Source organism: Bacillus cereus (assembly GCF_002564555.1).
Classification (GTDB): Bacteria; Bacillota; Bacilli; order Bacillales; family Bacillaceae_G; genus Bacillus_A; species Bacillus_A cereus_K.
Window position 1 is genome coordinate 1 of sequence record NZ_NUVD01000090.1, and the last position, 26,209, is coordinate 26,209.

Consider the following 26,209-nt stretch of genomic DNA (forward strand, 5'->3'; position numbering starts at 1 on the left):
TCTTCTAAACGAAGTGAAAGTGGGGGTAGTTCAAAAAAAAGATTAATCATCTTATTAAGGTGATTAATCTTCGGTTTACTTCAAAATCAATTGTGTTTTTTGTGTTTACTTTCATTCAATACACCATCAGCTAGAAATTTAATACTCGCTCCTTTTATTGTAATTTTGATAGAGTTGTATTATTGCCCTGTTGGTTTTTAAATTTGTTTTTCTCCTGCGGGTTCACTTGTTTTTGCTAACTATTAGTTGAAGAAACAGGAATATATTCGCTATTTTTGATAACAAAAGTAGGGATATATAGAAATATCTACTTGTGGAAATAGGGGAATTTCTATATTTAAGATTATTAGAAAGTTTATACCTCCCAAGAAGTCCCTACCTCAAACAGTTCGTAAAGCTGCTAAATGGCGAGAGTACAATATGAGATTTTCTTAGCATAAACAGATAACCCTTTAGATAATTAAATCTAAAGGGGAAAATTTAATAAATTGTATAGCTGTACTTCATGATTCTAGGATGTATCTAAGAAGATGAATAAGAGTTTTCTTTTTCGAGAGTAGATATAGGAAGATTTATATTAACTGTTGTTCCTTTTCCTACTTCACTTTCAATAAGTATCTTTCCTTGGTGCTTCTCAATAATTTTATAACAGATCATTAATCCTAAACCGATACCATTTTCTTTGAGACTATAAAATGGTTCTCCTAGGTAAGGTATACGTTCCTGTTCAATTCCACACCCATAATCAGTAAATCGAATGTTTACCTGGTTTTGATCAGGCACATATTCAATTTGAATCAAGATTTCCCCTCTCATTGGTGTTGCTTCAATCGCATTTTTTAAGATACTTATAAAAGCTTGCTTCAATTGATTCTCTTCACAAAGTATGAATGAAGTATCAGATGTAAACTCAGTTGTAATTTGTATGCAATTCATAATTGCTTGAGGCTCAAGTAACATTACAATTTGCTTCATTAATACATTCAGGTCATTAGTTTTAATTTCTAATGCCTCAGGTTTTGCTAATGTCATAAATTCATTAGTAATACTATCTATACGTTCAACCTCTGCTAACACTATATCTATATAATGCTCAGTGTTCTTATTTTCCATTGATTTTAATAACTGCATGAATCCTTTCATTGCTGTTAAAGGATTTTTAATTTCATGAGCAATTGCGGTGGATAATTGACCTACTACAGCAAGTTTCTCTGATTTTCGTAATAATTCCTCTGTTTTTAGCCGTTCTGTGATATCTCGAGAGATACTCAAGAAAACATTTTTGCCATTCAAGTTAAAAACACGGACACCAAATTCAGTGGTTATTTTTCTTCCTGTCGGAAAAACAAATTCATCTTGCAAAGTGAAAGAAGTCTGCCCCTCTCTAAATTTTTCTATCACTCTTTTGATTATCGGAGAATCTGGCGGAACGTTACTAGGAAATGGCATCGAAAGAAGCTCTTCTCTACTATATCCAAATCTTTTACACGCAACAGGATTTACCTCAATAAATCGAACCGGAAGTTGATCCTCATTTAGCTCTACTACATATACTGCGTCAGTTGCTTGTTCGATGAGCGCACGGTATTTCATTTCACTGTCTCTTAATTGTTGATGTAATTGACGGCGTTCTCTTTCTGCTTGTTTCCTTTCAGAAATGTCTCTACAAATTCCTGATAAAGCAATTATATTGCCCCTTAAATCTAGAATTGGTGAAACCGTCACGTTTACATCAATTAGAGTTTTATCTTTTCGTTGTCTAACTGTTTCTAACCTAGTAATAACAGGATCTTGTATATTGGTATTACTAATATTTTTGATTAACTCTAAAGTTTCATTCATTAAAAAATCAGGTACGCAAGGTAATTTTTTTCCTACTGATTCTTTTTCTGACCAACCAAATATCTTCTCATAAGCTTTATTCGCTTGTAACATATGTCCATCTAAATCAAATATAGTGATAGCATCTACGTTATGATTAATAAACGATTCCAGTCGTTCTTTCGTTACCTTTAGTTCATTTTCCGCATTTATTCTTTTCGTTATATCAACAGTAGAACCAACCACCTCAACCACTGTTCCCTCTCTTTTAACTGGCCTAAGAGAGAAAAGTATCATAGTCTCATCATTTGGCCATGGTAGTTCGAAAGTTACTTCTTCACCATCCCATGCCTGTTGATAATACTTTAGTAATCGAGGAACTAAATGGGATGGAATAATGGAAGAATCTATAGTAGGTAAAAGCTTCCCTACAACTTGTTCAGAGTGAAATCCTTGTTGATAAAATAATTGTCCATCACACAGAGTATGAATAAAATTCCCATTTACTTTTTTAAATTTAACAATACCTCCTTGTAGTTCATGTACGGTATCCCTTAATTCTCGCTTTGATTCTAGTAAGGTTTCATTCGCTTTAGCTAGGTCTTGTGTTAAGTAATATAAATTTTGATAGGATTCCATAAGAAAAACACCAATTAAGAGTCCACAAGATATAAATAACGTACCTTGGATGTCAAGGAGTATAAGTGAGATAGAAGGAAAAAAGAATCCAAATACCCAATGAATTATGGCTAGATAAACAGCTAGATAAAGAAAGACGCTTTTAAAGGGATGGGTATTTTTGAGATATGTTTTGAATATAGTATATATAGTAGCAATTCCTAAAGCAGCTATCAAAGCTGGTTCCCAATCACCACCAAGGTAGAAAATACGCATAAATAAAATAAACATTAACGTAATCCAACCAGCTGTACGACCAAAATAAATAAACGAAATAATAAGAGGAACGGCTCGCAAGTCATAAAACAATCCCATGTGCTTAAAATTAAAAATCATCAAAATAGCAGCTATGATACCTGCATATGTCCCCAAAAATAAATGGATAAATTTATTATCCATTTTCCTTATAAATACTTGAATAAAAATAGCTGAACTAGCTAGGAAAGAAAAAATAGATAGATTAATGAAGAATCCTGTGAACAGCATGCCATATTCCCTCCTTTTTACATGTATTCGACAAAAAGTATAAAAATCCTACAAATTGCATCATAATTAGTCCTATTATTCTAATTCATAAGGCTATTTTCGGGGGAGAGATATGAGTAGTGATAGAAATTTAGCCCCTTTTTACCAGGGTTATCAATTAGGTGTGTTGGATAACAATATTTATATAATTTTCAGCACAAAAAGTTTCCATTCCAGAGAAAATCACCTTCCAGATTTATTTGTAATCCACTTCTAATGAACCGTTAATATATTTGGTATCAAATGAGATTATGTTTGCTATTCGGGATTTTAAGTAGCTTAAATGAAATTTCGAAAAAAGGGTTTGAGAATGATTTTTTAAAGGTTATTTTGGTAGGGTTAGCGAGGATTGTGAAGAAACATAGTGTAATTGTAAAAATATACGAAAATAAAAAGCATGTAAGGATGAGTTGTAAGCGTACTATTGGAAAGGAATTGGGGAAATCATGATATATCGATATGAAATTGATTTTCCTGTAATGTATGATGGCAAGGTAACAGACTTACAATCAGCAATTATTCCAGCACATTCTTTAGAAGAAGCAAACAAGAAATTACAATTGGAAGTAAAGCGGAGGTTAGGGAAATGTGTTGTCAAAATTGATCATACAAGTTTACTTGTTTCAGAGGATAGTCGATACGCAATTGGAAGAAATAAGGAGATGGTTCTTGCAATCAACAAGGCTTTATATTGCTAGAGCTTGATGGAAAGCAACAATTACAGAATTAGTATATCTATCCCGACAAGATTGGTCAGAAAATGGTCATGTTTTACAGAAATCCGAATAGAAAATGAGTAAATCTTCCTTACAAAAATGTCACATTCCTGTAAGGTTATTAGATAGTTTAGCTACTTTTTCCATGTCATAATAAAGACATAAGAAACGCCAATTAATAATTATAAGTTATAGGAGAGTGTCAGTCATGATTGTAACAACGACGCAGGGAATTCAAGGGAAAGAAATTAGTGAATATATTGATATTGTAAATGGTGAAGCTATTATGGGGGCAAATATTGTTCGCGATTTATTCGCTTCAGTTCGTGATGTTGTCGGTGGTCGTGCTGGTGCTTATGAAAGTAAATTAAAAGAAGCACGTGATATTGCAATGGACGAAATGAAAGAACTTGCAAGACAAAAAGGTGCTAATGCCATCGTTGGTGTTGACGTTGACTACGAAGTTGTTCGTGATGGTATGTTAATGGTTGCTGTAAGTGGTACGGCTGTACGTATATAATAAGATAGAAAACAGGCTCTCCCCGTAAAGTGTATATGCTTTACGGGGATTTTTTTGTTGGGAAAATTTTGGGGTATACCTACGAGGCCGCTTGTACACATGTAATCCCAAAATAACATGCCATAATTTCATTTAAGTCAGTATTTAAACATTTTGCAAAAGCGGTAAATAAATGTACACCGAGGTTCCTACTCCAGCTTTACTTGTTATACAAATTCTTCCCTGATGACTTTCAATAATTTTGTAACTAATCATTAAACCGAGACCTGTTCCTTTTTCTTTCGTACTATAAAAAGGTTCAGCAAGTTTTGCAATTCTTTCTTCTGGAATACCAATCCCTTCATCTGAAATACAAATTTCCACCTCATTGTTACTTACTTTCTTAGTGGTAATGATTATGTCTCCCCCATGTGGCATTGCTTCAATCGAATTTTGTAAAACATTGATAAACACTTGTTTTAATTGTTTTTTACAACAATCCATATATACAACGTCAGGATTCGTTTGGAATCTGACATGAATATTTGTCATAATTGCCTTTGTGTTAATTAAAGATACAACGTTTTCTAAAATTCCATCGATGCTCTCTTGTTCAAAAGAACACACCTCAGGTTTAGCGATAGATAAAAATTCGTGAATAATAGATTCAATGCGCTCAATTTCAGAAAGTATGAGTTGAAAATATTTTGATTCATTTTTCATTTGTATCTCTAATAATTGTATAAATCCTTTAATAACAGTGAGTGGGTTTCGCACTTCATGTGCAACCCCTGCAGCGAGCTGACCGACAGTAGCTAATTTATCTGATTTATTTAGTAGTTCCTCTGTCTTTTTCCGCTCTGTAATATCGCGAACCATAACCATCACTTTATCTGTTAATAGCGGTAAACATCGTGCTTCAAAAAAGTAAATACTATTATGCATGAGCAAGGAGTATTCTACAATTTCTATGGAATTATTCTGCTGTACCCTTACAATTGCTTCTTGTAGCTGCAGGGCAACATCTAAAGGCAACACATCCTGAAATTTTTTATACATAAATTGTTCGATAGGTACATAAAATCTTGATGGACAGCCGGCTTTATAATCAACGATTACTCCGTCAAGTCTTGTTAAAAAACATAAGTCTGGGAGTGCTTTAAAAATTAATTCTAACTCTGAAGATTTTTCTATAAGTTTTTCTTCTACCTGTTTCCGATGCGTAATATCAATACCAACTGCCCAGTGACTGTATCCAGGAACAGGGAATTCTTCTGAAAGATTTGACCACAGGATTGTTTTTTTATCACCGTTTTTACAAGTAAGTGTCATTTCCCAATCACGAAAGTTTTTACCGAGTTCAGAAAATCCATGAAGTAACTGGTTCCGATACGTTTCATCTGGATAAAGTAGCTCTAACGCGCAAGGATTGTTAATAATTTCAGCGGCACTATAACCTGTTACAAGTTCACACTCTCGGTTCCATATGACAATATTCCCTTCTTCATCACAAGCATCAACCATAACGGGCATGTTGTGTAAAATCGTATATAATTTTTCAGCAGGGATAGATTGATCTTTCTGCAATTGCTGTAATGTATTCATTCCTTTTTTCGTTATAATCGTTGCAAGAGATTTAAAGTATATAGTGCAAGATTCAATATTATCTTTAGGCGACAAAATCACAAAATCACCAATCATATTTTCATTGAATATAATAGGGACATGAATTTTTGTATGTAAATGTATATCAGAGGATGGTGTGCCGTAATGAAATATGATTCCTCCGTTGCAATCAAGCAGCTGATGTGAAATTTGTGTTAAAAGATAAAAGTGTTCTGCCATAGTTTGTATTTCTTTTACGTCAATAATCTCGGTCAGTTTGTACATATTATCTCACCCCTATGTATGTAAACATGCATATGTATTATTTTTAAAATTTTCTTAGTTTTTATATTATACAAATTAAATGTGTCGAGGTACACAGAAAAAAGGGGTTATTTTAATTTTTAAATGATTCCTGCCAATTTTTCATAAAAATGCTTTCCAAAAACGCACCTTAAAAACTATGTCCCTGATAGGTGCTTTTTTGAATTATTACCTCAACTATCATAAACAATAAATGAAATCTTTACAGAAAAAAAACAACTTGGATAAGGACAAGTTGTTTTTTTCTAAAGGGCACAGCAAAGAAAGAGTGGAGGAAAAAATGCATACACACATGTCAATGATGTAAAGTAAACTAACAAATAAAACTAAAAATTCAGATAATTATATCGCTAAGGGTTTTTGTATACTCTTTCTTTGTAATTATAAGTCTAGCATGAAAATAAAAATAAAACAACGAAAAAATACAATTTTCTGTCTAATTCGACATTTATTTCGCGAGTTACCATTTCCACATTAAGCATCAGTTACTAGAATATTTATTTTTTAAAGGTATTTAGGTATTAATAAAATTTACATAATACCTATTCACACGGATAGGGAAGGAATATATGTCGTGGTGACATTTCAATTTCACCTTCTGTCTCAAAAACTAAGTTTACTTTTTATTTTGAGATAGAAGGTTTTTTCTGTATATCCATTTATTTTATTCATACCATAATATGAACCTTGTAATTTCTAAGAAATAGGATAGTCGAATAAATAAAAACCACAACGTAATGCAGATAAAAAACTATTTTAGAAATTTTTGATTATATCTCAATAAGATAAGAATACTTTTGATTTTGAAACGGAATATTTTGTGTTTTTACAACTACCGATAAGATTACTTATGTAAACTAGATGATTATAAACTTATATAAAAAGCTCATAAAATTGTATCCTCAGAAAGGATACAATTTTATGGGTTCTCTGGTGCAAAAAATCTATAAAACTTGGACATATCGATACTATTACTCTAAAAAGGTGTGTGATTGGTATGGAAAAGAATAATTTGTTCAAATGGAAACACTATCAGCCTGATATTATCTTAGTTTTCGTGATTAAGTGGAAATGATGGAGGAACGGAGTTTATCCATTTCTCATACAACGATTATGCGTTGAATTCATCAGTATGGTCCTGAATTGGATAAACGGATCCGACGTTACCTCAAACAAACAAATGACTCTTGGAGAGTCGATGAAACATATATCAAAGTAAAAGGTCAATGGATGTACTTGTATCGTGCTGTTGATTCGAAAGGAAGCACAATCGATTTTTTCCTAAGCAAAACAAGAGATCAGAAGGCTGCAAAGCGCTTTTTCAGGAAAGCTTTGCGGTCTTTTCATGTTTCAAAGCCTCGTGTAATAACTATAGACAAGAATCCAGCTTATCCTATAGCAATTGAACAGTTGAAAAAAGAAAAAAGCATACCTAACGGTATGCGACTTAGACAACAAAAGTACTTGAATAACATAGTAGAACAAGATCATCGCTTTATAAAGAAACGAATCCGTTCTATGCTAGGGTTCAAATGCTTTGACACAGCTACATCCATTCTTTCTTTCTGGAGTAGGGGCTATGCATATGATTAAAAAAGAACAGATTGATTTACGGGACCAGTCTGTCCAAAACCAGAAAGAATTCATCCATCAATTGTTTGAACTTGTAGCATAAAATACAATTCTGTTAGGAATATATGCGTTTTACTGGTTTTCATTTTATCTTTGCACCAGAATCAGAAAGATTACTAATTTTTATTTACAATTAATAGTTTCAAATCCAATAACATTTCGACAATGGAATTAATAGTTTTGTTTTGAGCACTATAGTAAACCTCTAATCCTTTTCTATCACACATAATTAATTTTTGAGATTTCATCTTCGATAAATGCTGCGAAACAGTAGATTGTGGGATACCAAGAATATCTACAATTTGAGTTACATTACATGTCCCTCTTGTAATTAATTCTTTCAAAATTTTAATTCGTATTGGATGAGCTAATGCTTTTAAAACTTCTGCGTTTTTTTCATAATTCAACAAACTAAACATCTCCTTGTGAGCTGATATATTTTTATTATATTAATAAAATGATGAATGAAATTTTAATATTCTAGTTTTGCAGAATTTATGCTGCAGTATCTTTTCGATTTAATTTGTGTTTTATTCCGTCAAGATAATCCGGTATGCTCCAGACCTCCTTATTCTCTTTTTTGCTTGCATTTCTACTCTCTTTAATTCATCTGAACAATAATATTAAAATGCTTTCTATAGTAAAAATAGTTTTTGTAAGTTTTATAATTACTTTTGTAATTAAAAAAATATAAGCGACTTATTATAAGTCGCTTATACGTAAAAATCTATTTTATTTTGGTCAATACATCTCAATTTACTCACTGGTCTCCCCACATTTTGATACACTATTTCATTCTCTAATACTCCAATTTCAGTCAAAAACATGACATACTTTCGAATAGAAACTCTTGAAACTCCTACTAATTGTGCCATTTCATCTGTTGTAAACGCTCGTCCATTCAGCGACTCGATCTTCTGCCAAATTAATTGCAACGTTTGCTTCGTTAATCCTTTCGGAAGCTCTTTATCGTCAAAGGGCACTCTTTTTTCTTTTTGTAAAATTAGCGAATCTAATTCCGATTGACTAATTTTTGGTTGTTCTTTCATAAAAGTAAGTTTTTCTCGATATACAGTTAATGCCGCTTTAAATCGTTCAAATGTAAATGGTTTAATTAAATAATCTACTACGCCATATTGTAATGCTTTTTTGATACTCCCCATATCATGTACAGCTGAAATCATCATAATATCGATTTCTTTTTCTTGATTCCGAATATGCATTAAAAGCTCAAACCCGTTCTCTTCAGGCATAAAAATATCAAGTAATACTAAATCTACTCGTGATTTTTCTAATACTTCTAATACTTCTAATGCTTCTTTAACTGAGTTAACTGTATGGACAAGTTCAAACCCTCCTACTTGCTCTAAATAATGCGTATTTAACATTGCGACCATCGGATCATCTTCTACAATCAAAACTTTGATCATCTTATCTCTCATCCCTACTTTTAGGTATTTCAATCGTTATTGTCGTTCCCGTTCCTAACAATGAATGAACATGAATTTCCCCATTTATTCGCTGTATGCTTTCCTTTACAAGATGCAAACCATACCCCCGATTATCACCCTTTGTGGAATAACCTTTTATAAACAATGTATCAATTTCATTTTCTTGTATGCCTTTGCCTGTATCTTGTACTGTAATGATTAATGTATCCCCATATTGTATTCCAACTTCAACCTTCTTCTTCTCACAATTCATCACTGCGTCTAATGCATTATTAATCAAATTTCCGACAATGGTGACCAGTTCATGAATGATACGTTCATCATATATATCTGGTAAGTAAGAATCTTCTTTTATAATTAACTGTATATTGTTCTCTCTAGCATAACTCAGTTTACCTAGTAAAAATCCAGCAAATACTGGGCTTTGAATTTTTTTCATAATCCCTCCCATTTCATATTGATGCTCTGACACCATACTACTTACATATTTCTGCAATTCTTCATACTGTTTCATATGTGTAAGTCCTAATACAACATGCATTTTATTCATAAATTCATGGGACTGTGCGCGTAATGCTTCCGCATATAGCCTGATACCGGTTAGTTCCTCTGCCAATTTTCTAATCTCTGTTTTATCACGAAATGTTGCAATCACGCCAACTATTTCCCCTTTTACATATAAAGGAACCCGATTAGTAACAATCGTAACCCCATAAAAATTTAGTTCTTCGTTTAATTGTACCTCTCCTGTTTGCAACACTTCTTTCATACGTGAATTCGGCGTATACAATTCAATATCTTTACCGATAAAATCTTCTGTAATTCCATCTTTCTTTAATATTCGTTTTGCTTCATTATTAATTAACGTTACTTTTGCCTCTTTATCTACAGCAATAATACCTTCTTTTACAGATTGTAGCATCGTATTTCTTTCTTCAAGAATTTTCGCAATCCTATGCGGCTCAAGACCAAATAAACTTTTCTTTATATGTCTAGCTAGCAATATCGCTCCTATAATTCCAACTAATATTCCAACACCAACACCGATATAAATAATATGTCTACTTTCTTTCACCCTCTCTTTTATATTATCAGCTGAAATGCCAACAGCGACCGCACCAAGTTGCTCACCTGTGTCAGCAAAAATAGGTACGAATACTCGCATAGAAATCCCTAAAGTTCCTTTTGCTAACGATACGTGTTCCTTTCCCTGCAATACAGGTCCTTCATCGCCTCCAAGAAAATGATGCCCTATTTTTTGAGGGTCTGGATGAGATTTTCGTATTCCATTCATATCCATAACTACAATAAATTGTACATCTGTACTCTTTAATAGCTTATTTGTATACACCTGAATCAAGGAGGTATCTACCTTCCCCGTCAACCCATCAATTACAATAGAATCATTCGCCACAATACGTGCAATCGTTTTTGCCTTCTCTGCTTGGCTATCTTCTGTCGCCCGTTCAACATTATGGCTAATTAAAACGTCTGTTACGAGTAAAGAAACAATTACAACGGTACAAACTAACAGTGTAATGGTTTTCCATAAATTCCATAGTTTATTTCTTTTTCTCATTCCTTCAATAGCTCCCCTAGTTATTAAGTAGAAAAATAAGTAAGGTGATATCATTTTCACCTTACTTATTTGATGTTATTATACTTTAAATTTACTCGTCATTTCTTGTAGTAGGTTTTCTAGCGTCTCTTCTCTGCTAAGTTTTAATTAGCTAAACGAATTTATTCCATAATAAAAAATAAAATAAGAGGAATTCAATATAACAAGTATACTAAATTTCTCTTATTTTCATTTCGAAAATCTAATATTGTCATTACTTTTGTAACAAGAAGCATAAGATGGCCGTTTTAGTGTTGTCTATGAGTATAGTTAATTTTCAAAACGAAAGAAAGCTGCATAATCTTTAAAATAATACCTAACTAGGTGTATTTACGTGCTCACTTTTAAAGATAAGTAGTATTTTGAAAATTTTTTAGTTTATTTGAACGAAAGTTCATTTTGTTTCCATTCTTAAGTTGATGGGCATGGGGTATAAGCTTGCGAACCTTATTTATATAAAATAAAAAACCTGAGGAATTTGAGTCCCCAGGCTTGTGTCGCCGAACATACAGTATATTCTAACATCTAGTGATGGTAAGAACGTGCTAGAATGTAGAACTCATGACTGTTAATTATAATGATAGCGACTTTTTGATTTATTTCACATAAAAATTGCTTGTATATACATAACCCTGGAAGGTTTCCGCTCCAGAATCTACCTTGTACACTGCTGTGCGGTATCGGTAAGTACCATCAGTTCCGATTGGGTTTAAATGATAACCGAAGTACTCTTTAGGAAGTGCGTACGGTTCGTACGATTGGCCTTTGTTTACCCAGCTACCGTTCTCAAGGTACTGAAGTTGACCAACAAGCTTAACCTCGTAGCTGTTGTCATTCTTAAACTTTACATTAACCCCTTCGCTGTTAGTCCAGTTAGCCTTAGTAGTATTAACTGATACACCGTATGCTGATGCTGCAGCTGCCTTTTGAATTTGGCCGCCTGGAACCATTGGCAGATCTGCTACAGCTCCCATTCCTAAACCTCCTAGTACAATAGCTCCTGTTAATGCTAATTGTGTGACTTTCTTCATTTTGTTTCCCTATTTCTATTGATAATTTATATAATTATATGAATATACAACAACTTTCCTGCGCGTTCTATATATTCCAAGTGTCTGTTCTTTAATACTTTAGAGTAAAAAAATTAGTGCCCACGAACAACAAAAGTGCTAATAACTTTCCCGTTATAAGTCACCTCATATTTATTTCCTTCTGTAATTTGCATGTTAAAAAGTGCTGGACTGTTTAAACCTATAGTCGTCACACTTTTTGTATTAACTAGTCGGTTAAATTCATATTGTTTAATCGTATATGTCACATTTTTATCTCCTACTATATAAAAAGTTCCTGTTGAATTACCAGGTACATCAGATCCATCATAATAATTCTGTCCAAAAACACTAACTTTTTGAATTTTCGCATCACTAATAGCAGCTTCTGCTTTTATTAACCCTAAATCAGGTAAAGATACGGCTGATACACCCAAAACTCCCATAAGTATTGTGCTTGATAAAATAACTTTTTTTAACATAAAATCTCTCCTTTTCTTTTTATAATATAATTCAAATCTAACCTAATTTCCTATTTATGTAAATATAGTTAGATTTTATAAATTGATAACTGAATTTTCTTTTTATATAAAAATAATCCAAATTTATTTCTTCTCTTTTTCAAAGCTACTAATAATAGCCCTTATTGAAAATTCTTAAATTTAGTTATTATAAACTACTTTTTTGATAAAAGGTTACCCCTTGATTTCTCAGAAAACCTTTAACAAAATCTCTTTATATAACAAAAATACTAAATAATTACTTTTTATTTCTCAATTTACATCAGAATATTATAACTACTAATTTTTATACTTTTATTGAATAAGTCTTCAGTCCAATCCCTTTAATTTATTGAGTTCAACAAAAAATATTAAAATGAAACATTAATAAAAATGCAAAATATCAAAAAAATGTAAAATCTTGTCTATTTTTATGAGTTTACTCCTCTTATATACCAAAATTAAGTTATTAAGTGAGGGTATAACACCTTACAAAAAAATATAAAGGGGAATTTTTATGAAGAAAATTGTAACTGGAGCATTAGCATTAGGTGTCATATTAGGATCTTGTAGTAGTTTTGCTTCTGCAGCTGAACTTGATACTGTTTCTAAAATTGAAGATTTAACTATACAGAATAAAAACACAACACAAGCTATATCAGCTCTCACAACAAAAGGAATAAGTGCTAGTCAGTTTGATAAAGTTTATGCAGCCATGAAAAAATACGAGGGTAAGCCTTATAAATGGGGCGGATCTAGTCCTAATACTGGATTTGATTGTTCTGGACTGATGCAATGGGGATATGGAACACAAAAAATTAAATTACCACGTACAGCACAAGAACAATATGATCAAACTGCACGTATCAATCGAAACTCTCTTCAACAAGGAGATTTAGTATTCTTTAAAGGAACAAATGGAAATAAGTCAGGTATCACTCATGTTGGTATGTATATTGGAAAAGATAAATTTTATAATTGCAGTTCTTCCGACGGAGTTAGCGAAGCTAGTTTAAATAGTTCTTATTGGAGCAAACATATTGCAGGATACGGTCGGGTTAAATAAAAAAATATATTATAAAATTCCATTGAAAAGGACAACTCCTTAATCAACGAGAAGTTTCCTTTTTATCAATGCCTATAAATAATAATAAAAGAACAGTGAGATATGAACTCACTGTTCTTTTATTAAACCTGCAAGAATCACTCGCTACTCGTTGACTAATCCAAACACAGATAGTGGCTATAAATAGTGGCCCGAAAACTTACGCTTTCGTTGTACGAAGTCAAGTTCTCTAGCAAGTCCTTCTAAAAATGAAGGAGTAAGATATTGGGGTAATTCTTCAGAAAATAGTTGTAATTCATCTTGAATAGAGAGATTCATAAAAACGTCATCCTTTCTAATCTAGCTTATTTAGAAAAGATAACGTTTTTTGTATTTGAGGATACTAAAATTTTTTAAGTTGAGGGGAATGGGATATTTTCAATCATGATTTCCTGTAGGAACATTCGAAGTACCTTCACTTTCCTTAGTCGGGGTAGCACTAGACATTCATCAACTTAAGAGTTTTAAGTAGACCCTAAACAAAAATTTTCTTTCTCTCCAGCTAGTTATTTATAAAAGCGCATCTTATTTAAACCTTTATTTAGATGTGTAATTTTGCATATATAAATAAAGGAAATCAGTATACAGAGTGTGATTAAATTATATTAATAATATTTAAATTGAATTGTAATTTTATTATGGATTAAAATATCTATCTCTTTAACTTATATATTAAGTGATAACTAATATAATTGATTGGGTGAAATTAGAAAGTAATTTTATTAATATAATATTTTCAATTCCACTTAGAAAAATTCTGAATCAGCAAATTATCACATTTGTAAAAAATGGCATTCTAAATCTCTACATAGCAAAAATGATCTTATTTTATTCTGGGGTGAAAGTATAAGCAATGTACAAGTATAATTTCATTTTTTTGTAATCTTGTAGGGATCTTGCCGAAAAAACTAGGGAGGAAAAATTATGAAATCATTATCAAAAAAAGTTATGGCAGGATTACTTGTAGGAGCAACGAGTCTATCTATCTGGGCTCCTGCAAGCCAAGCAGAAACGCCAGAAAAAAATAAATATTATTCTATTTATTCGAAAGTTAATTCAACTTTAGCTTGGACTCCATATAGCTCATCTTATGATGGTGCAATCACAAATGTGATAAAATTAAATATGGAGGACAACCAAAAATATCTATTTTTCCCACTTAATGGAGGTTCATATGCAATTGTAAATAAAAGTAGTGGAAAAGTTGCATCAATTCATACGAATCTTGTTGTACCTAGAGTGGGATCTTTCAGTTGTAATGGTTCCTCTGGTCAAAAATGGAATTTACGAGATAAGGGAAATGGTTATTATGAATTTATGAATCAAGGAAATGGGAAAGTTGCAGCAACTACTTTGAACTCTTCAGGAGCAATACAAGATCTGTCTGTAGGTTTCGGTAATTCAAATCCTTCCGATCCAGAGAAATTATTTTCCTTTTCTTCGCCAATAGCATCCATTATGTATCAGACATTAAATATGGAGGAGAACCCAACGTTTTCATTACCAAATTTACCGAATACTGGAACTAGACCGGCTGCTCCAGAGTATACTGGAGGTATTGATCAACAATTACCTCAAACTTCAAATTCTGTTGTTGTTGGCGCATCTTTAATACCTTGTATTATGGTAAATGATAATTCAGTGGATGAGTATACAAAATTACACAATTCACCATATTATACTTTGATAAAAGAAGAATTTTGGGATAAAACATTTTCAGCGGTTATTCCATCTGGTTTAACTCGTAATTATGCATTTAAAACAGGTATGACTACTGTAGATCAACAAAAGATGACTGATACGCTTTCTATGAAGATTGGAGCAGATTTAGGATTGAAATTTGGAGACCTAACTGCAGCAGTTAAAGCAGAAATTTCAAGAACAATCCAAACAGAGATTAGTACAACTAATACCGAAGCATCAGAAGAAACAATTACTAGTACTGTTGCAAGTGAACCTGGTAAAACAACAGGATTTACAGAATATCAATTGGCGACAAAATATACGTTAAAGAGAGCAGATGGTTCACTTGTTTCAGAACCTTGGATTGTAAAAAACAATAAGATAACAATAGCTAGAAAAAATGCACAATAATTAGAAATTATATTATGATATATCTCAAGAGCAAATGGACAAGCAAGCCGAAGCGAAGTAGTGATGGAGCCCCCTCAATTTTTGAGGGGTTTCTACTGTTACAATTATTTGTTTACATCAAAGGATGAGATAAATATTTCAATCCCTTTTATATAAATATTCCCCCTTGCCATATTTAAAAGGAAGAAATGTGAGGAGAGAGGGACATGCAAAAGATTCTTGTAGGAAATTTAGTAGTATTAACAATACTAACGAGTATGTCCTTTGAACATAAAGTAATCGTAATGAATTCTAAAGAAGAAACTGAAGATGTGAATTTAATATCTATCTTTCCATATGAGTATTAAAAAAGGAAACGATCACTAATGAATGAACTGTACCCCGAATCGTGGACACTTAAAAAAATCCATGATTCGGGGTACAGTTCAATTATCATGATTTTGAAGAAGATGAAGATTAAGTAGTAAGTACAGTAATTTCTTGATCTTCCATACAATTTATTTGAATTTCTCCCCCTTTCCTATAAAAAATGAAGCTATTAGCAGGGTTCCAATTCTTAACCACATTTCATTCTTCGGGAATTTTACTTCGAATTTATTCTGGGGCAATTGTAAAATGTTCAATAGGTTCCTCTAGCTCCCAATTTTGTCTTCTTATGATATCTATTAAAAACATTTTAAACCGTAAAGTTCTAGAATCCGGATCTCTATAGTTTAAAATTTTTACTTTGACACTGGTTACAGTAACTCTGGTACTGGACCTGTTTAGACACAATTCGGACAGATTTTGAGGTGTATGCTGTACGTTAAGAACATCTTTCGTATTAGGTTTATTTTTCTTAATAAAAAAGGCACCCTTTCGAGTGCCTGCCACTATAAGTCATGTTATTTTAAATAATATAGACTCAAGTTTATTGGATTAATAATTTTATAAATTTTGATAGTAGTTACAATAAAATGTATTAAGTTTTAAAACAGCTTGTAATACTTTTTTTGGATCATCTTTTTCAAGCATTTGTGTGATTGATAAATAATATAACTTGTCATTTAATTGGTTTAATTTTATGGTCATTCTTAATCCTTTAAGTTCGTTTAACATTAAATGATATCTTTTAGCATCGTCAGGATTACTAGGAATATTTTGTTTTATAATACGCTCACAATCTAGAGCTAAACTTATAAATTCATGATGATTTGTCATGTCATCCTCCTAATAATTTTTTATTGTAACCAGCTGTTATCTATCTTATTAATCCAGTATTGCATAGCTCCACCTTCTCTATATTCTTGAACTATACTTGTACCTTTAAGGTATTGAGTTTGAGAAGCTGTAATTCCTTTAAGTATTCTGGTCCCTTTAGGTACCGTGATTTTATATTGTATATTGAGCGGATTCCCCCAAGCTTCTAATACGGCTAACTCATTTCTAGTTTCTTCAATATTTCTTTCTTTATCTCCCCACCAATAACCAAGACCGTATTTAGATTCTGGTTCACCAGCCTTGCTTCTTCTGTATAATGTAAGTAGCTTATCAGTCTCTATAATTTCTATTTTTAATTCCTTAAATGCTAATACATCCGAATTTGTTTCTTTAAAATCAAAATTAGAAAATCCTGAAGAACGTATTACCTCTCTCTTTAAACCTGCTCGTTCCATTATACTCAGATTTAAATTATCTATTTTATCTAGGGCCTGATTCATTTCTTTAACTGGCCAATTATTCAAATCACTATTTCTAATATAGCTGATTTTTTCTCCTAGATTAGTATTATCATTAAAAACACTAGTCATTTGCTCAATATTGCTTAAATTGATGTTTTTTTCCTGTGCATATGTAACGGATAAAGGAAAATAAACCATTAATAAAATCAACATGATTATACTAGAAAAATACTTTTTCATACTTAATTCTGTCCCCTTATATGAATCTATTTTTAACTATTTCAATTGGAAATAAAATCTAATTTTCTTAAAATAAATTTCCATACCGGTTCTTCTCCTGTAATGACAGAAGCTCTACCAACCATTCCTGTATGTAGTTCTTGTAATTCTTTTGTATCAATTGTGGCTTCTAGTTCATACATATACCCTTTCGTATTTTTATCAAAAGTAGGATATGCTGATACATATGTTATTTGTCCCATTTGTTTATCCGTTTTCTGTAACTTAAACGAATATTGTACTTTATCTCCTTTTTTTATTCCTTTTATCTCTTGAGCTGGTAATAAGATTCTTACTTTTTTTTGTTCTTCTTTTGGGATAATTGAAACAATGTCTTGGCCAGGATTAATTAAATCCCCTTGTTGCAAGATGGAAGGAAATTGTACAATCCCGTCTTTTTGTGCTTTTATGATTGTCGTTTCATTTTGATGACGAAGTCCATCTAACTCTTGCTTTTTAATAAATAGTTCTTGTTCTAGGGATTGAATACGTTGATTCACTGAAATCATAGACTCTTCTTTATATTGATTTAAAGCATCTTTCTTTTGTTCTTGCTTTCCTTCTTTAGTAACATCAACTTTTGTTCTTTCATGCTCTAAAGTTTCTTTTCGTTGCTGGATACGCTTTTCTACACTGTTTTGTTGAGATTCTAAATTCCCTATTTTATCATTCATTACTTGTTTTTGATCTTCTAATATATTTTCTTTTGTTTTTTGTTTTTCAATTGTGTCTATTTCTCTTTGGATATTTTCCTTTTCTGCAATTAGTCCTTGTAAAACTTCATCTTGTTCGTTTGAAAATTTGCTATTCTCTATTTTTTTTATTTCATTGTCATTTTCATTTTGTATAGATTGATATCTTTGATCATAAGCCTGATATTCTTCTCTTATTTTTTTATCCACATCATCAGGAAAAGAAGATTTATGAGACCGGATACTCTCTTTCAACTGCTCTAGCATCCCTTTTTGTTTTTCTAAATGTTCTACAATTTGATTCATCTGATTTTGTTTATCTGTTAATTCTTGATTTTTTAATTGAATTAAAATATCTCCTTTTTTTACTTCATCACCAGACTTAACAGCAACCATATCAACCACACCTACAATTTGAGTACGAGACACACTTGCATCTGATTTTCCTTGTATCATTGCCGTTCCCTTACTTACAATATCTATCTTACTGACATAAGCCCAAATTAAAAAAGTAAATAAACTCATCAAAAGAAAAACGAGTAATCCAGCAATAAAACGAGGAGGCTTTCTTTCCAATAATTCCACACTATCCGTTAATTGATCAAAAGAATAGATTTTACTCATATTGGTTATCTCCCATTACATATGATTGCGATTCTATATGTTCGACATGAACCGTTTGATTCTTCCAAAGACGATAATACTCACCCTTATAGAATAATAATTCCTCATGAGAGCCACGCTCTATAATATTTCCTTTTTCCATTACAAAGATTTGGCTTGCATGTTGAATTGTACTCAATCTATGAGCAATCATAATCACGGTTACTCCTTGTGAACCTAATTCTTTTAACATATCTGTAATATGTTTTTCAGTTGTAGAATCTAAATTACTTGTAGCTTCATCTAATATTAAAATGTCTGGTTTTTTTAATAACGCTCTTGCAATTGCTAAACGTTGTCTTTGGCCACCAGATAAATTTGATGCATTTTCTTCTAAAAAAGTTTCATAACGTAATGGCAATTCACTAATAAACTCATGTACACAAGCTTGCTTACATACTTGTATAACTTCTTCCAAAGTAACTTTTTGTTCTAAGCCAAAACATAAATTTTCATAAATAGAAGCACTAAAGAAAAATGATTCTTGAGAAACATATGCAATTCGATCTCGTAGTGCAGTACGATTTATCTCTTTAATATGGTAATCATCATAATATATATCCCCTTGTTGCGATTCATAATAATGCATTAATAATTTTGAAATTGTTGTTTTTCCAGAACCACTTTCCCCCACAAAAGCTGCTTGACTACCTGGTTCAATGGAAAAACTTATATTATTTAAAACATTCTTGCGTGTTCCATAACGAAAGGTAACATTTGAGCATTCAATCTTACCTGATAATTGTTTAGGAGATACCTTATTATCCTCTTTTTCACTTTTTTCTTGATCTAAATCAAAAATCTCATTTAATCTTTCTCCAGCAACTAATGCAGATTGCATAGTAGGTTGAATTCCAATTAAATTTTCAATTGGATTTAAAAAATAAGCTAAGAGTGCATTATATGTAATTAATTCACCTATTGTCATATTTCCTTTTAATACTTGCATAGCACCAATCCAAAGAATAACCGTCCCTCCAATTAACTCAAGTCCAATCTTAATAGAAACTTGCAAATTAGATAGCATGCCTCTTTTAAATACATGCTTTAATAAATTAACAAAGCGACTTTCAGTTTGAAAAAACACTTCTTTTTCAGCGTTATAAGACTTTATAGTTGCAATCCCATTTAAAGATTCTACTAAATAAGAATTCAACTTTGCATTACTCTCCATCTCTTCTCTATTAATAGATTGATATGGCTTATGAAAGGCAAAAATAATACCTATATAAAAAGGTATTAATAATAAAGTAAAACCAAATAAAACTGGACTATGTATATATAATAAAATAGCGCCTAATGTCACCATTACTGTATCAATCATTAATGTCACAGTTATTGTTGATAAAGCATCTCTTATTTTACTTGCATCCATAAATCGAGAAATAATTTCTCCTATTTTTCTTGTTTCAAAAAAATTTATCGGTAATCCCACAACATGGCGATAATACCCTAGCATTAATTGAATATCTATTCGTCTGCTTAAATATAAGATCAAATGCGTACGAAAATAAGAAAGAAGTACCTTAAAGATATACAATATAATAATTCCAATTGATACAATATGAAGTGTCTGTAACAACTGATTCGTCACAATATCATCAATTAAAAATTTAAAATAAAAAGCTCCCAATAATCCAAATAAATTAAAGAAAATAGAAGCAAAAAATAAAGGTACTAATAAATTAGTTTGTTGTTTCAGTAAAAATAAAAAACGAGAAAGTGTACTTTGTAATGCCTTACCTTTTTGGAAATTCTCAGTAGGTGTCATAAGAACTAGAATGCCAGTCCATATTTGACCGAACTCTTCTAATAAATATGTGACAAATCCTTTCTCAGGATCTGCTATATAAATTTTATTATTTTTAACTTTATAAATTACTACATAATGAAGTAACCCTCCTCCTATCACTACATGTGCAATAGCAGGTAAGGTGATTTTTTCCAATGCTTCAAAATTTGTAGCTTTTACTCCTTTTACTCCAAAACCTAATTTCTCTCCAGCTTCTATTAAGCCTTTTATATTAGTTCCTTCTAAATCTGTACCCGCTATTTCTCTAATTTTTGATATAGACATAGTAAAACCATAATAACGAGAAATCATTGCAAGGCATGCTGGCCCACAATCTTTTAAATCCTGTTGTTTAATACAAGTGAACTTTTTTTTAAACACAATCACAGCCTCTTCTCTTTACATTCGTATATATAATTTAATTATATATAAAAATATAAAAAAAGGGTGAAATATGCAATTTTACATATTACATCCTTTTTTAGGGGATTTATGATATTTTAGATATAACGATTGTTATATTTTGATTCGCATATAAAATGATTAAATCATATAAAACAATCTAAAATTATATATTAAAGGGGAATAACATTATGAAAATCAATGAAATGACAGAACAACTTACAGAAAAAGAGCTTTTAGAAATCTCAGCAGGTGGAAGTTGCCTTAATAAAATTGGAGCAGGCGTTGTTAAAGGTATTTTCGCAGGTGGTGCTGCTGGTGCTGCTGCAACAATGGGATTAGGTACAGCAGGTGGCGCATTTGTTGGAGCTCATATTGGAGCTGCTGCTGGAGCAATTACTTGTCTTGGAGAATAAAAAATAAAAGGACTGATATAAATGAAAGAAATTAATAACACACTTACAAAACTATCAGAAGAAGAATTAGAAAACATCAATGGTGGAGGCTGCACTTGGAAAAAAGCTGCTGCTGAAGCTGCTGGTGGAATTATCATCGGTTCTATGGGAGGCCCATGGGGCGCTCTAGGTGGCGGAGTAACAGGCGTTGCATTATGCTATTTAAATGATTAAGTAATATAAGTAAATCCCCCNNGGGGGATTTACTTATATTACAGAAAATAAAATTTAATATAATTCAACTAATAAAAATAATATTCAATAACAATCATTTGACATTTATACAGGTAACGATGTAATATATAAATGACATTAAGGCATATTTATATTCCATTAGGGGGGATCTTATATTGAATATAAAAATGAAATTAACACGTATTGAAAAAGGTTTAACACAAAAACAACTTGCTGACTTAGTTAATGTAAGTAGACAAACCATTGGATTAATTGAAAAAGAAGAATATAATCCATCTTTAAAACTCTGTTTGTCTATTTGTATAGCCTTAGACAAAACATTAAACGATTTATTTTGGGAAGGAGAAATTAAATGAAAACAATTATAGAAAAAATCCTCTTAGGTCAAAAATCAAATGATGAGTATCAAGAAAAAGCATATACAAAATATATTGCAGAAGCAGGTATTTTAGTTATGTTAATAAATTTTTTATACTTGACTACAAAGACTATATATCTGAAAGAAATTTCTACAGATATTATTGTTTGCTTAACATTATTTTTAATTTTTTGTGGATATATAACTATTAGAATTTCTAAAAGTAACATTGATTTCATTAATATTACTTCAGAGACAGACTTAGAAAAAAACAAAAAGAAGCTTTTAAAAAATACAATTTTACAAAGTATAATCTTTTTTATTGTTTTTAGTGGATCAGGTTATGTCATAGATAGTCCGTCTTCATGGACTTTAAATATAATTACTAGTATATTTTTCGGTATAGCAATCTACTTAATAAATAAGACAAATGCTAAAAAATCTTTAAAAATGAATAATGAATTAAATGATTAATCTGTTTATCTAGCTATATAATTGAAAAAGGAGGGGTATTTATCATTAATAGTAAATCACCATTAAGAAAAAAATTCCTGTTCCTCTTTATATTTATCTTCCCAGCAGTTTTATTTAAATTCTTTGAGGATAGAGATTTAATCACAGCTGTAAAAAATTTAATTCTACTATCATTAATAAGCTTTGTTATAATTTTTATTGTTGATACAATATCAAATTTAGTAGACAAGTATGATAAACACAAAAAGTGATTGAATCAGAGGTATCGTTTACACATTAGTGAAAATATAGGTGAATTAAAATTCGACATAAAAAGAGCTAGATTTCCTATTTTAAGGAATATTGGGCTCTTTTGCTCTAAGTATAGGAGCGAGTATTAAATTTCTAGCTGATGGTTTATTGAATGAAAGTAAACACAATTGATTTTGAAGTAAACTGAATTGTAAACAAAAGTTAGTTTAATACATATTGAACTCAACAATATGTATTATTGCATAAGAAGTTGTTATTAACTCAGATTAAATCTACCTAAAGAAAAGACGCTTTAAAGCGTCTTTTCTTTATTTTTATAATTTAGTTGTGTGACGCTTGATAATCATAAATCTTTTCGCGAATAGCGGATGCAATAAATTCTTCAATAGAACTATTCGTTTCTTTTACAATGTTTGTGATTGCGTGGTATTCACTGCTTGTTATCGTTACTGCCTTAGTGACACTACTGCTATCTAAATATACGCTATTATTAACCCGTCTTGTTAATTTTCCTTCTATTATATATGGGGCTAAACAATCAATCCATTCTACCTGCATTTGCATTGGTAATTGAATAATGGATTGACGAACATCAAAGTACCAAAAACCATCTTCCTCAGAAACCTTAATATTTCTTGGTGATACATACTGTAGTACTAAGTCAATTAAATGAAAAATGTTACTTCGTAATTGATTTGATTTAGGAAAACGAAACTTTACAAACTTTTGATGATGACTTCTTGGTTTATTGGATAAAATATATGCAGGCTTATACCCCATTTTAATTGCATCTTCTAGTGTCATATTGTTTCCAAACTCGTCCATAAGCACAATATCCCCGCGCTTCGGAATGGATATAATGCGTGCTAATTTATTACCTTCCATAAATTTTTGGAACAATACTACATTATATTTTTGTGAGAATGTATACAGCGTATTAGCCTGATCCAATTGCTGTACCAATCCGTGTATTTCTTCCTCATTTACAAATTTAGTCTCACGATTACGATGTTTCTGTATAGTACAAGTCAAATCTCCTTCTTCTATCCACTTTTCAAGTTGATACATGCTCACATTATAATCTTTTGCTGCCTGATATAAGGTAATTCCTTCTGTTTCACGATCTTCTTTCAACTTTTCTATGTCTTCTCGCTTAAATAAAAAGCTACCATCTAAACGCCAGGTCTCTCGATTAATTGGATTTAATTGTCCTTGTTTCATAAGAGTACTAAAAATGAAGCTACTAATTCCTAAATAAGCTTTTACTTCATTCGTATTCATATTTATTTCCTGTCTTTCAAACATACCTTTTCCTCCTATGTGTAAACTTCTGTTATGTGAAATCGATAATTTTATTATGTAAAGTTAAACTGATAAAAATATATAATGTAAATTAATTATAACACAATCATAACTTAATTTATTTTTAAAAATACATGAAATCAAAATTGGCTTTCTAATTAAATTATCTTTTATATAATTATAAATTATATAAAAGATAATTTATAAAAAAAATTTGATAATAAGCATAGAAAATAGGACATTTTCTATGCTTATTATTTATTTTCATTTTTATAAAATTTAATCTTACTATGTAAGTAACTTTTAATGTAATTCAGTTATACTATTAGATATAAAGGGAATTAATATGGAGTTGATTAACAATGGAATTTAAATTAAATACAATTCATAGTGAAACTTATTTAGAAAATATAGAGAAACAAAAACAAAATTTCTCAAACATAATTGCGATATGGAATCAAGATTATATAAATGAAGCTGAATTTAAAAAGGAAAATAACGAAAGAGAAGATTCATATACATATGAGGGATTTTCAGATGAAGAAATATTGTATTACTATTTAAATCGGCAAACACATTTTGACCAAGAAAAACGTATAAAGGATGCATCCAGGACTCTATATGCACGTGACTTAAGCCAGTTCTATTTTTTCATCCAACAAAGTACAGAATTTCTGCAGCAAGATGTTAAAGATTATGTAGTCGGCCAAGTTTGGAGGAACTTAAGAAAGCGGCATATACGTAACTATCAAAAATGGTTATCCCAGGAGGCAATCTCCTATCAATCAAAAGAAAAATACAAAGTATCTACAATTAGTCGGAAACTTGGTGTAATCCGTTCGTATTTGAAATGGCTATATGAAATTCAATATATCCAGGAACCTCTTCATGTGGAAATTCTAAGCACGACCGTTAATAAACACCATAAACCAAAACGCGAATTATCTTATGAGGAAGTGAAGCAGTTGCTTCATTACTATAAGGATAATGAAATCAATTATGCTTTATTATCGATCCTAGCTACTACGGGATTACGTGTTGCAGAAGTTTCGCATGCAAAGTGGGAAGATCTTGAGTATGATTCAATGCGTGACCGTTATTACTTAACGGTGGCTACAAAAGGTGATGATGAGAGGATCGTTTCTATTAATAAAGAAATCTTTAATCGTATAGTCGCGTTTCGTATACGCAGGCGATTGCCTATTGATATTGGAAATAAAAACGGTGGGACTATATTCCAAACAAAGAATCATACTTCCTACAGAGAGAATTATCTATCTCAGTATATTTCTAAGATCATTAAAGAGACCAAACTACAATTTACAGAGAATATACGCATCACACCTCATTTCTTTAGACATTTTTATGTACAGTATTTATATGATTACAAGGGACTAGCACCTCATGTTATAGCAGCTGCAGTTGGCCATAAAAATGATAGAACTACAAAAGAAAATTATTTGAAGCAAAGACTTACTAAAGATAATGATGCAGGAAATTTAATTGGTGATGGTGAGTTTTAATGTGTAATTAATATATAATAAATTCAAAATAGGACGAGGTGAAACCAAGATCCGGTTTCACCTTTCCATTTGAATTGTTTTAAAAATTTATCAACGTTAGAATAGCATGTATTAGGGGGACGGAAACGATTCAAGGTATGAGAGGTCACTCTGGGAAAATATTCAAACTAATAAGATAAATATAAACAAGAAACCTATCTGCGGATAGGTTTTTATTTTACAATGAAGATGGTTGAATATTGAAACATATATAGATTCTAGGGGGATTAGTTATGCCTAGTATTCAAGATACGATATATCCAAGAATCAAACATAATCTAAGTACGGAAGATTTAAGGAGTGTATATACGCCAACCAGAAGCGAAATAGAATGGACAAGTTTGAAAACAAAAGGAACATTACAGCAACTAGCGTTACTAATTTTGCTAAAAACTGTACAAAGTCTGGTTCTGGTGCAAAGATAAAATGAAAACCAGTAAAACGTATATATTCCTAACAGGGGTAGCACCCCATCGCTATCAAGTTAACAAAATAAAATCCCCCC

The 26,209-nt window shown here is 31.2% G+C and carries 23 protein-coding genes and 2 pseudogenes; 12 read left to right on the top strand and 13 right to left on the bottom strand.

Features of this window, described 5'->3' with window-relative positions; translation table 11 throughout:
- Positions 1-522: 522 nt before the first annotated feature.
- The gene (locus tag COI75_RS20485) at positions 523-2,985 is read right to left on the bottom strand and encodes a PAS domain S-box protein (RefSeq protein WP_098448598.1); all 2,463 of its coding nucleotides are present in this window, start codon (positions 2,983-2,985) and stop codon (positions 523-525) included.
- A gap of 485 nt (positions 2,986-3,470) precedes the next feature.
- Between COI75_RS20485 and COI75_RS20495 the strand changes: the two genes are divergently transcribed.
- Both COI75_RS20495 and COI75_RS20500 read left to right on the top strand, forming a co-directional pair.
- Positions 3,471-3,722 carry a hypothetical protein gene (locus COI75_RS20495; RefSeq protein ID WP_000640473.1) on the top strand — a complete coding sequence of 84 codons (252 nt, stop codon included), beginning with the start codon at positions 3,471-3,473 and terminating at the stop codon, positions 3,720-3,722.
- A gap of 226 nt (positions 3,723-3,948) precedes the next feature.
- Entirely contained in the window at positions 3,949-4,260 is a 312-nt protein-coding gene (locus tag COI75_RS20500; RefSeq protein WP_000637500.1) for a heavy metal-binding domain-containing protein, read from the top strand.
- A 144-nt stretch (positions 4,261-4,404) separates the two neighbouring features.
- Here COI75_RS20500 and COI75_RS20505 read toward each other — a convergent pair whose 3' ends face one another.
- On the bottom strand, positions 4,405-6,129 hold the full coding sequence (locus COI75_RS20505; protein WP_098448600.1) for a PAS domain-containing sensor histidine kinase: 1,725 nt from the start codon (positions 6,127-6,129) through the stop codon (positions 4,405-4,407).
- Positions 6,130-7,165: 1,036 nt separating this feature from the next.
- Between COI75_RS20505 and COI75_RS20510 the strand changes: the two are divergent.
- Positions 7,166-7,843, top strand: a pseudogene (locus COI75_RS20510) (IS6 family transposase).
- Positions 7,844-7,916: 73 nt separating this feature from the next.
- On the opposite strand, the gene COI75_RS20515 reads toward COI75_RS20510, so the two are convergent.
- From COI75_RS20515 to COI75_RS20535, 5 genes are all read right to left on the bottom strand, one after another.
- Positions 7,917-8,210 carry an ArsR/SmtB family transcription factor gene (locus COI75_RS20515; RefSeq protein ID WP_098448601.1) on the bottom strand — a complete coding sequence of 98 codons (294 nt, stop codon included), beginning with the start codon at positions 8,208-8,210 and terminating at the stop codon, positions 7,917-7,919.
- A gap of 303 nt (positions 8,211-8,513) precedes the next feature.
- Positions 8,514-9,230 (bottom strand): response regulator, encoded by a 717-nt coding sequence (locus tag COI75_RS20520; RefSeq protein WP_098448602.1) that lies wholly within the window; start codon positions 9,228-9,230, stop codon positions 8,514-8,516.
- A gap of 1 nt (position 9,231) precedes the next feature.
- The gene (locus COI75_RS20525) at positions 9,232-10,830 is read right to left on the bottom strand and encodes a sensor histidine kinase (RefSeq protein WP_098448603.1); all 1,599 of its coding nucleotides are present in this window, start codon (positions 10,828-10,830) and stop codon (positions 9,232-9,234) included.
- Positions 10,831-11,465: 635 nt separating this feature from the next.
- On the bottom strand, positions 11,466-11,900 hold the full coding sequence (locus COI75_RS20530) for a hypothetical protein (RefSeq protein ID WP_098448604.1): 435 nt from the start codon (positions 11,898-11,900) through the stop codon (positions 11,466-11,468).
- Positions 11,901-12,013: 113 nt separating this feature from the next.
- Entirely contained in the window at positions 12,014-12,400 is a 387-nt protein-coding gene (locus COI75_RS20535) for a hypothetical protein (RefSeq protein WP_098448605.1), read from the bottom strand.
- A gap of 535 nt (positions 12,401-12,935) precedes the next feature.
- Here COI75_RS20535 and COI75_RS20540 point away from each other — a divergent pair.
- Entirely contained in the window at positions 12,936-13,484 is a 549-nt protein-coding gene (locus COI75_RS20540; protein ID WP_098448606.1) for a C40 family peptidase, read from the top strand.
- A 133-nt stretch (positions 13,485-13,617) separates the two neighbouring features.
- Here the strand turns inward: COI75_RS20540 and COI75_RS20545 are convergent.
- A pseudogene (locus COI75_RS20545) lies at positions 13,618-13,802 on the bottom strand (IS4 family transposase); the annotation flags it as partial.
- A gap of 645 nt (positions 13,803-14,447) precedes the next feature.
- On the opposite strand from COI75_RS20545, the gene COI75_RS20550 reads away from it, so the two are divergent.
- Positions 14,448-15,617 (top strand): RICIN domain-containing protein, encoded by a 1,170-nt coding sequence (locus tag COI75_RS20550; protein ID WP_098448607.1) that lies wholly within the window; start codon positions 14,448-14,450, stop codon positions 15,615-15,617.
- Positions 15,618-15,823: 206 nt separating this feature from the next.
- Complete coding sequence (locus COI75_RS27000; RefSeq protein WP_176535603.1) at positions 15,824-15,964, top strand: hypothetical protein; 141 nt, start codon at positions 15,824-15,826, stop codon at positions 15,962-15,964.
- Positions 15,965-16,544: 580 nt separating this feature from the next.
- Here the strand turns inward: COI75_RS27000 and COI75_RS20555 are convergent.
- The 4 genes from COI75_RS20555 to COI75_RS20570 are packed head-to-tail and all read right to left on the bottom strand — an operon-like array spanning position 16,545 to position 21,085.
- Positions 16,545-16,817, bottom strand: coding sequence for a hypothetical protein (locus COI75_RS20555; RefSeq protein ID WP_071719729.1), 273 nt, complete (start codon positions 16,815-16,817; stop codon positions 16,545-16,547).
- A gap of 20 nt (positions 16,818-16,837) precedes the next feature.
- Positions 16,838-17,518 carry an autotransporter gene (locus COI75_RS20560; RefSeq protein WP_098448608.1) on the bottom strand — a complete coding sequence of 227 codons (681 nt, stop codon included), beginning with the start codon at positions 17,516-17,518 and terminating at the stop codon, positions 16,838-16,840.
- Positions 17,519-17,559: 41 nt separating this feature from the next.
- A complete protein-coding gene (locus tag COI75_RS20565) occupies positions 17,560-18,873 on the bottom strand; it encodes an HlyD family efflux transporter periplasmic adaptor subunit (protein WP_098448609.1) in 1,314 nt (437 codons plus the stop codon).
- Entirely contained in the window at positions 18,866-21,085 is a 2,220-nt protein-coding gene (locus COI75_RS20570) for a peptidase domain-containing ABC transporter (RefSeq protein ID WP_098448610.1), read from the bottom strand. The genes COI75_RS20565 and COI75_RS20570 overlap by 8 nt, the downstream gene beginning before the upstream one ends.
- 212 nt (positions 21,086-21,297) lie before the next feature.
- Between COI75_RS20570 and COI75_RS20575 the strand changes: the two genes are divergently transcribed.
- From COI75_RS20575 to COI75_RS20590, 4 genes are all read left to right on the top strand, one after another.
- Positions 21,298-21,522 carry a hypothetical protein gene (locus COI75_RS20575; RefSeq protein ID WP_002204986.1) on the top strand — a complete coding sequence of 75 codons (225 nt, stop codon included), beginning with the start codon at positions 21,298-21,300 and terminating at the stop codon, positions 21,520-21,522.
- A gap of 21 nt (positions 21,523-21,543) precedes the next feature.
- Positions 21,544-21,735 carry a Blp family class II bacteriocin gene (locus COI75_RS20580; RefSeq protein WP_070147273.1) on the top strand — a complete coding sequence of 64 codons (192 nt, stop codon included), beginning with the start codon at positions 21,544-21,546 and terminating at the stop codon, positions 21,733-21,735.
- A gap of 188 nt (positions 21,736-21,923) precedes the next feature.
- Positions 21,924-22,112 carry a helix-turn-helix transcriptional regulator gene (locus COI75_RS20585; RefSeq protein ID WP_199661832.1) on the top strand — a complete coding sequence of 63 codons (189 nt, stop codon included), beginning with the start codon at positions 21,924-21,926 and terminating at the stop codon, positions 22,110-22,112.
- The gene (locus COI75_RS20590) at positions 22,109-22,588 is read left to right on the top strand and encodes a hypothetical protein (protein WP_098448611.1); all 480 of its coding nucleotides are present in this window, start codon (positions 22,109-22,111) and stop codon (positions 22,586-22,588) included. Before COI75_RS20585 ends, COI75_RS20590 begins: the two co-directional genes overlap by 4 nt.
- A gap of 573 nt (positions 22,589-23,161) precedes the next feature.
- Here the strand turns inward: COI75_RS20590 and COI75_RS20595 are convergent.
- Positions 23,162-24,145, bottom strand: coding sequence for a DNA-binding protein (locus COI75_RS20595; RefSeq protein WP_098448612.1), 984 nt, complete (start codon positions 24,143-24,145; stop codon positions 23,162-23,164).
- Between the two features lie 359 nt (positions 24,146-24,504).
- Here COI75_RS20595 and COI75_RS20600 point away from each other — a divergent pair, with 359 nt between their 5' ends.
- Together COI75_RS20600 and COI75_RS20605 are read left to right on the top strand one after the other, a co-directional pair.
- Entirely contained in the window at positions 24,505-25,665 is a 1,161-nt protein-coding gene (locus tag COI75_RS20600) for a tyrosine-type recombinase/integrase (protein ID WP_098448613.1), read from the top strand.
- A gap of 272 nt (positions 25,666-25,937) precedes the next feature.
- Positions 25,938-26,129, top strand: a complete 192-nt coding sequence (locus tag COI75_RS20605; RefSeq protein WP_001139251.1) for a hypothetical protein — start codon at positions 25,938-25,940, stop codon at positions 26,127-26,129.
- Positions 26,130-26,209: the final 80 nt, after the last annotated feature.